General features: G+C 50.1%; 9 protein-coding genes and 1 pseudogene. 7 read left to right on the forward strand and 3 right to left on the reverse strand.

Features of this window, described 5'->3' with window-relative positions; all coding sequences use genetic code 11:
* Positions 1 to 418 (forward strand): beta-propeller fold lactonase family protein (locus AACZ40_RS27255; RefSeq protein WP_339676714.1); only part of this gene is annotated, 418 nt, incomplete at its 5' end.
* On the opposite strand, the gene AACZ40_RS27260 is transcribed toward AACZ40_RS27255, so the two are convergent.
* On the reverse strand, positions 419 to 625 hold the full coding sequence (locus tag AACZ40_RS27260; RefSeq protein ID WP_291169624.1) for a hypothetical protein: 207 nt from the start codon (positions 623 to 625) through the stop codon (positions 419 to 421).
* 330 nt (positions 626 to 955) lie between these two features.
* Here AACZ40_RS27260 and AACZ40_RS27265 point away from each other — a divergent pair, with 330 nt between their 5' ends.
* The 3 genes from AACZ40_RS27265 to AACZ40_RS27275 all read left to right on the forward strand — a co-directional run bounded on the left by AACZ40_RS27265 (position 956) and on the right by AACZ40_RS27275 (position 3,078).
* Positions 956 to 1,945 carry a metallophosphoesterase gene (locus AACZ40_RS27265; protein WP_291169621.1) on the forward strand — a complete coding sequence of 330 codons (990 nt, stop codon included), beginning with the start codon at positions 956 to 958 and terminating at the stop codon, positions 1,943 to 1,945.
* A gap of 25 nt (positions 1,946 to 1,970) precedes the next feature.
* Complete coding sequence (locus tag AACZ40_RS27270; RefSeq protein WP_291169619.1) at positions 1,971 to 2,513, forward strand: dihydrofolate reductase family protein; 543 nt, start codon at positions 1,971 to 1,973, stop codon at positions 2,511 to 2,513.
* A gap of 127 nt (positions 2,514 to 2,640) precedes the next feature.
* Entirely contained in the window at positions 2,641 to 3,078 is a 438-nt protein-coding gene (locus AACZ40_RS27275) for a nuclear transport factor 2 family protein (protein WP_291169616.1), read from the forward strand.
* Positions 3,079 to 3,116: 38 nt separating this feature from the next.
* On the opposite strand, the gene AACZ40_RS27280 is transcribed toward AACZ40_RS27275, so the two are convergent.
* On the reverse strand, positions 3,117 to 4,052 hold the full coding sequence (locus AACZ40_RS27280; protein WP_291169612.1) for a TIM barrel protein: 936 nt from the start codon (positions 4,050 to 4,052) through the stop codon (positions 3,117 to 3,119).
* 212 nt (positions 4,053 to 4,264) lie between these two features.
* Here AACZ40_RS27280 and AACZ40_RS27285 point away from each other — a divergent pair, with 212 nt between their 5' ends.
* The 3 genes and pseudogenes from AACZ40_RS27285 to AACZ40_RS27295 all read left to right on the forward strand — a co-directional run.
* Complete coding sequence (locus tag AACZ40_RS27285; protein ID WP_291169610.1) at positions 4,265 to 6,064, forward strand: redoxin family protein; 1,800 nt, start codon at positions 4,265 to 4,267, stop codon at positions 6,062 to 6,064.
* A gap of 136 nt (positions 6,065 to 6,200) precedes the next feature.
* Complete coding sequence (locus tag AACZ40_RS27290; RefSeq protein ID WP_291169608.1) at positions 6,201 to 6,404, forward strand: hypothetical protein; 204 nt, start codon at positions 6,201 to 6,203, stop codon at positions 6,402 to 6,404.
* A 21-nt stretch (positions 6,405 to 6,425) separates the two neighbouring features.
* Positions 6,426 to 6,878 (forward strand): annotated as a pseudogene (locus tag AACZ40_RS27295) (glycosyltransferase); the annotation flags it as partial.
* Positions 6,879 to 6,899: 21 nt separating this feature from the next.
* On the opposite strand, the gene AACZ40_RS27300 reads toward AACZ40_RS27295, so the two are convergent.
* Positions 6,900 to 7,325: a hypothetical protein gene (locus AACZ40_RS27300; protein WP_291169605.1), complete on the reverse strand. Its 426-nt coding sequence runs from the start codon at positions 7,323 to 7,325 to the stop codon at positions 6,900 to 6,902.
* Positions 7,326 to 7,478: the final 153 nt, after the last annotated feature.

The following is a 7,478-nucleotide window of genomic DNA, read 5'->3' on the forward strand; positions in this document are numbered from 1 at the left end:
TGTGATCAACGAATTGAAAAATTCGATCACGGAATTTGATTACAATCCCGAATCAGGCATGCTGATCGAAGGCCAGACCATTTCCACGCTGCCGGAAGACTTCACGGGCACCAGTCATTGTGCCGATCTGAAATTCACTCCCGATGGGAAATTCCTGTACGGCACGAATCGCGGACATGACAGTATCGCCGCGTATCAGGTGGATGTTCAGGGAAAGCTGACCCTGATCGAAATCACCCCCAGCCTGGGTAAAGGTCCACAGAATCTGGCTGTCACGGCAGACGGGAAATTTCTGATCTGTGCCAATATGCCTGGTAACAATGTAGTTGTCTTCCAGATTGATGCCAAGACAGGGAAACTCTCCCCCGTGGGAGATCCTGTAGAAATCTCCAGTCCATCATGCATCATGATTCGTTAATCAGTCAGCCCGCTTATCATCCGTCTTCGATTCAGCAGACGCTGACTGTTCCGGGTGCCTGGAATCGTATTCGTCCATCAGCGTGGACGGACAGGTTTCTTCCTGATCGCATTGTTTGCAGATTACATGAATCAGGTCAGAGCCTCCCAGCTTCAACTTATTCTGTTCACAAAACTGATATAGTTCTCTCAGGTGTGTACAAACCATGTGCTTTATCATCCTCCATAACAGGGTCATCACTGACAGGAATTAAATAACTCCGGCACACTATTACCTGTAATGTGTGCCAACCATGTATTGTCGTTTTCAGGCACCTGTTAATGCAAGTTCAAACCGGATCCTTTCCTGAGCAGCAGAAAACAAATAGTCTCACGGCCATCCAGAATTGTATTCTCACCGGTTAGCTGGAATGCCCTGCCAGGTTCAGGATGATATCATCATACAAAATTCCATTTTTTCGGTTCTGTATTGAACCTGCTTCTCTACTGCCATTTGCCCCAAAGATCAGACGAATTTAAAAAGGGAAACAGATTAACCATGAATCGATCAGCTCCTCCCTGGACCTTTCTGCACGTCAATGACAGCCATATGGGGACAGCGCGTTCTTATCGTTTTCGTCCTGCCATCAACAAACGCTGGGCCGCCATTAAACAGCAGATGGCGGCCATTGATGCTGACCTGCTGTTACATGGCGGCGATTTGACCCGGGACGGCGATACCCATGAATTCGAATATCAACAGGCACGCGAGGATCTGGATACACTCCCCTTCCCCACATTTGTCATCCCCGGCAACATGGATGTCGGCAACAAACATGCCTCGCAGACCGGAGTCAAACATCGCTGGGACCCCAAAGGGCTGGGCTGGAATGATCCTGATCTGAATATGACGGCGAAACGCCTGGACCTGTTCAGCAATTATTTCGGTCCGCTGCAGTGGTCGTTTCTGCACCGCGATGTCCGCTTCACAGGTTTTTACGCAGCCGTTGCCGGGACAGGGTTGCCGCATGAACAACGTTTCTGGCGGATGCTGGAGCGACTGCCGGATCTCCCCCCCGCGAAACACCATGTTGCTGTCATGCATTACTGGCCTTTCATGGAACACCCCGATGAACCGGCGTGGGACCTGACCGACGGGGATCAATACGATAACTGGTACTTCTCCATTGATCCGCCCCATCGTCAGCGTTTATGGGAAATTCTCAAAACGGCAAAAGTCGAAATACTGTTTTGCGGCCACGTGCACACAGGACGCCCCGTCCAACACGTAGACGGAATTCGTCTCTACCGTACCCAGGCAGCCGGCAACACCGGGCAACTGAGTGAACGCTGGCCTGATGCAGATACCAGCTTCGGCTTTCATCGTTGTGATGTGACTGATTCTGGAATTGAAGTCACATACATTCCCGGCGAAGACCAATGCGAAGAATTTGGCACGTTCGGACCACTGGGACATCCTCCCATTGAAGAGCGCGATTATTCTGTAGCGGAAGAACAGCCACCCCTCCAGCCTGACGAAAACCTTTGACCTGCCTGATTACCGGAAAACTGCCATGAAAGTCTCTGTTTACATCGCCACCAGCCTGGATGGATTTATCGCCCGCAAAGACGGTGCACTGGACTGGCTGCCCGGCATCGAGGACCCTGAATCCCCGGAAGGTGAGGACTATGGCTATCATGAGTTCATGGTCTCCATCGATGTTCTCATCATGGGACGCAATACATTTGAGACGGTGCTCTCCTTCGAAGGCGACTGGTTTTACGGTAACAAACGCATGATTATTCTGAGTAGTCACCCCGTTTCCATCCCGGGTGAATTATCAGCGACTGTAGTAGCATCATCCTGTACTCCCGCTGAACTGATTGAGAAACTCGCAGAAGAGGGTTTTCAACATGTCTACGTGGACGGAGGAATCACAATCCAGAGTTTTCTGAAAGCGGGACTGATTGACGAACTGATCATCACCCGCATCCCGATATTAATTGGCTCAGGTATTCCATTGTTCGGAGAAATCGATGCCGATATCAAACTCCGGCACTTACAGACACAATCCTTTTCCAATGGACTTGTACAAAGCAGATATCAGATCGCCTGAAAACAGACTGTTTGCGTTCTTTAATATGTTATGAATATCTATCAACTCGACTGTTCGACCAGGTCGCTCAGAGGCTATATTGTCTGCAGTGATTCACACTTCGCCTGTTTCATTGAAAGGAATTCCAATGCCCCTTCGATCCTTCCTGTTCGCCATTCTCAGTTGCTGTATTCTCTCCAGTTCCGCTGTTGCAGAAGAATCTGAAACAGACGCGGAATTGTTGAAAGCGGTAAAAACCCTCGATGAGGCATTTTCCAGACGGGACAAAGAAACCATCCGCAGCATGACCGACCCCCTGCACATGTCGATTTCGCCAGCGTACCAGTTTTTCACACAGGAAGATCAACTGAAAGCGCTGCCGGAACTCAAACTGACTCTTTTCAAAGCGAGTCCTAAAACCATTGTTCATCCCACTCCCCGCACCGCCCTGATTCGATACGAAGCTCAGATTGAGGGAACCTTTGAAGGAAAAACGCTGACAAAGCATGTCCAGATTCTGGAATCCTGGGTCAGGAAAAAAGGAAAATGGATTGAAACCTCTTACCAGGAAACCCCCTTACCCTGACCTTGCCGTAATACAGTTGGCAGCGAACGCATGCTCTCTCATGATCCGGATGACTGCTTCGCTGCTTCTTTCATCCATGACTGCAGCATTTCACGCAGTAATGAAAGTTCCTGGAACAGTGCTTTGCGATCCTGATTGGCATGCTCAAAACACCACGGGCCGCGAAATCCGGCCTTCCAGCCAATCTCAAAACAACGTTTGAGGTCGTACAGCGGATGTTCTCCCCGTGGCCCCAGATTTCGTGCTTTGAAATCACAGGTCACCGCGAGGGGAAACGTCTGCTTCAGCCCGGCGTAGCGAATTTCATCACTGTTCCAGTTCCCCGTATCAGGGCAGGCGGCGACGTTTTCCCCAATCAGGTCAACCAGTTTGACCACAGAATCAGGGTCGTCCTGCATCCAACCGTAATTCTCGACCAGCAGTTGCACATTGCGTTCTGCCCCGTATTGGCACAGCGCGCGATAACTGGCGATATGGATTTTCATATCGGGCTTCGGCACCAGGGGCAAGGGGCGTGCCCACTTTAGTCCCAGGTGAGAGGCCACATCAATCGACGCCTTATAGGTATTTAATGCCTTGTTCCGAACCGCTGTATCGGAACTGTTCATATCCAGTTTCGGTTGATTCATCTTCAGGTTGGTCAAGACACAACCCGCTTTGTCGGCAGCGTCACGGACCTGATCGAGGTATTTCGGGTCGGTGGAAGTCAACGTGGAAGTATTCAGGTCTATGACCGTCATTCCCAGTTCGTCTCGCAAAATGCGGGGGAGTTCCAGCAGGGTGATTTGATCAACTTTCGCCCGCGGAGACAGTTGATAAGCCAGCGAGGAAGTAGTGATCCCCAGTAGCCCGCCCAGCGATTTTGAGGCCTGCTTTTGCACATCCTGCCCGACAGTCAAGGATGGTTTTGCCAGACAGGAAGCGACGACAGCACCGCCGCTTACGTTCAAAAACTGCCTTCTTGAGAACTTCATGATCGCTTCCCCGTTCCAAAACAGTACAATACATCTGACTGCTGAGCCTTCTAACCATTGACAATATTCTGCGGCATCATGACATGGATCACAAGAAAAATCACAACTTCATCGATTCCGTGAAACGGAAATTCCATTTCCCGGGTATATCAGCCAGAGAGTTCGTCTCGATTCGATCATACCTGCAGACGTTTGATTAATGGATTTTGCTGATGTTTCGACCTTACATGCAACTTCTATGCAAACTACTTCTTCTCACTTTCCTGATCTCAGGCAGCCAGAGAGAAGTCAGCGCGGCCGAGGCTCCGACAGCGAGAGCCCGGGTGGGAACTGTGACAGGGCCACTTCAGTTTAAAGATATTCGCTATTTGACCCGGTCCCTGAGGGATTTTCGCGGGCAGAAAGTATTCGTGGTGATTGCCTGCAACACAACCTGCCCGCTGGTGAAACGCTATCTTCCCCGACTGAAGCGACTGGAGCAGGAATACAGTTCCCAGGGAGTACAGTTCATCGCGCTGCATACGGGACCGTCAGATTCAATCCGGGAAATTGCGGAGTATGCGATCGTCCATGATGTCCCTTTCCCGAATGTACAGGATATCCATAGCCAGTCAGTGAAAGCACTGGGACTGGAGCGGACTCCTGAAGTCGCTGTTCTGGATTCTGATTTCAAACTCCGCTATCGCGGCCGCATTGACGATCAATACCGGATTGGTGGCGCACTTCCCCAGCCAGCAGAGAACAATCTGGTGGAAGCGATTGAGGCGGTTCTGAATAATAAAGCCGTAAAGACTCCTGAAACCAATGTCGATGGCTGCACGATTTCTTCACACGCAGTCAGCCGCGAAATGAAATCGGTCACCTATTACCAGGACATCCAGCCACTCATCAAAAAACATTGTCTCGACTGCCATCGTCCCCAGACCGAAGCCCCGTTTGCCTTAACGACACTGGAAGAAGTCCAGAATAACGGAGCCATGATCGCAGAAGTCGTGCAGGATCAACGGATGCCTCCCTGGTATGGCGGCAGTGCACACGCGGAATTTGCCAATCACCGGGGTATGTCCCGAAAAGAACGTCAGACAATTGCCGACTGGTACCAGGCAGGGATGCCAGCCGGAGAGGAACCTGAAAACCTCACGCCCGCCCCTGCTGCTCAACAGAAATGGCTGATTGGCGAACCCGACCTCGAAATCAGCATGCTGGAGACACATACACTTCCCGCGGATGGCTATATCCCGTATCGCTACACCGTGCTGCCTTATGTTTTCCCCGAAGATACCTGGATCTCCGCCATCCAGATCCGGCCTGATAATCCCGGCGTTCTGCATCACTGCAATATGGCCGCCGTCAGCCTGACGAAGAAATGGGATGAATCCAACTTTATCACAGGTAAAGTCCCGGGATCAGGTCCGACCGTCCTGCCCAAAGAACTGGGTATTCTGATCCCCAAAGGGAGTGCCCTGGCGCTACAGATTCATTACACCTCTACCGGAAAACCGGAGCAATGCAAAATATCCGTAGGCTTTAAATATGTGGAAGGCAAAGTGCAAAAACGCTATCGTTTTCTGATCTGCAGAAATACGAAATTCACGATCCCCCCTGACGCGTCCCATCATGAAGTCCGAAATTCGAAAACGCTCGATCGCGACGCACATGGCATCGGCCTGTTTGCCCATATGCACCTGCGGGGGAAAGACATGTCATTCCTGGCGCATTATCCGGACGGAAAAGACGAATCGCTGCTGGTCATCCCCAACTACAGCTTTGACTGGCAGATCGGATATCTCTGGAAAGACCAGCGGCACTTCTTCCCGGCTGGAACCCGCATCGAAGCGATTGCACACTATGACAATTCTGCATTCAATCCGTTCAATCCGGATCCCACCACCAGCGTCAGAAACGGGCCACAAACCTATCATGAAATGATGTATGCCTTCTTCTTCTACACCTACGCCGATGAACGACTGAATCTGTCGATCGATCCCAACACCGGCCAGGCTGTCAAGTAGTCTGACGTCACATCCCTCACGCTTGTTACGCTGGAGACAGACGACTGGTTTCTTTGTCAGGAAAGTGTATCATCAGTAGATACACAACGATTGATGTCAGTAATTATCAGTGTTTGATTGATTGAAGAGAGCCTTCATGCGCGTCCTGTTCCTGATCTCCAGGAAAAATGCTCCTTTCTCCCGGTTTCGCGTTCTGAATTATCTGCCTTGCCTGCGTAAGGCGGGAGTCGAATGCACGGTCAAAGACTACAGCCAGCCTCCGTCCGATAAACCGGTGATTGGCTGGACTGGTCTGGATACGAACATCCCCAATCTTAAACTGGTCGTCTCTGTACTATAGCGATTAACCCAGGAACATGACTTCGTACTCTGTATCATCTCAGCCACACCTGATCTGATTCAGAATCTGGCCCTGAAGAATGTCGAAGTTCACCATATCACCGGGAATCAGGAAACGGAATTTCAGGACCTGTCTGCATTCGACATCGGCATCATGCCTCTGGAAGACGATGAATGGTCCGGATTCAAATGCGGCTTAAAGCTGCTGCAGTACACGGCCTTGGGAATTCCAGCGGTCGCGTCACCTGTGGGAGTGAATGCAGACATCATCGAACAGGGTGTGAATGGATTCTATGCAACAACAACTGAGGCATGGCACGAGTCACTGGAACAGTTACTGACCTCACCCGAACTGAGAAAGTCGGTGGGTCTGCGAGGCAGAAAAACCGTTGAAGAGCAATTTGATGTGGAAAAGAACAGCCTGGTTTTGAAACAATACCTGGAAGAGACTCTGAAGAAGACATCAGATATTTAATTATTTGACGTATTTATACAACTATAACAGAGGTGCAACGAATTTGTCGAATTCAGCCACAACCAGATCGCCATAAACCTGAGCTAGTTCTCTCAGAGTTCGTTGCTCCTGATCTCTCATTTTTGAATCAGCACCTAATTCCAGCATTAACCGGGTGGTCTCAAAAGTCATCTGATGCCCCGTTTGAATTGCTCCATCGATGTCGATGTCCAATGCCTGAAATATTGGTGGATAGCCACAGGCAGCTCTCGTGTTCAGCAGCCTCCCATCTGCCTCGGCAAGAGCACAAATTAATGATTTGTTTTGGTGTTCACAGGCACTATGTAGCAACGACCAGCCTGAAACAGAGTGTACCTGCTGAAGATCTCCCCCTTCAGCGATGAACTGTTGGAGCTCTTTCACTCCATTGCTATCATCAAGTGACAAAAACAGATCATCATAATTCATCGAGCTTCTTTCTTTAAGAGAGCATAAGTTATACAGACATTATTCTACAGCAGCGCGCAAAAAAAGCCTCACCCAGATTTCTCTGAGTGAGGCTTTCGTATAGCAAAAGGTTGGTGGTCAAGTTTTAAGAGCTTCGTCCTTCAGGTTGTTGAT

The organism is uncultured Gimesia sp. (genome assembly GCF_963972345.1).
Lineage (GTDB): Bacteria > Planctomycetota > Planctomycetia > Planctomycetales > Planctomycetaceae > Gimesia.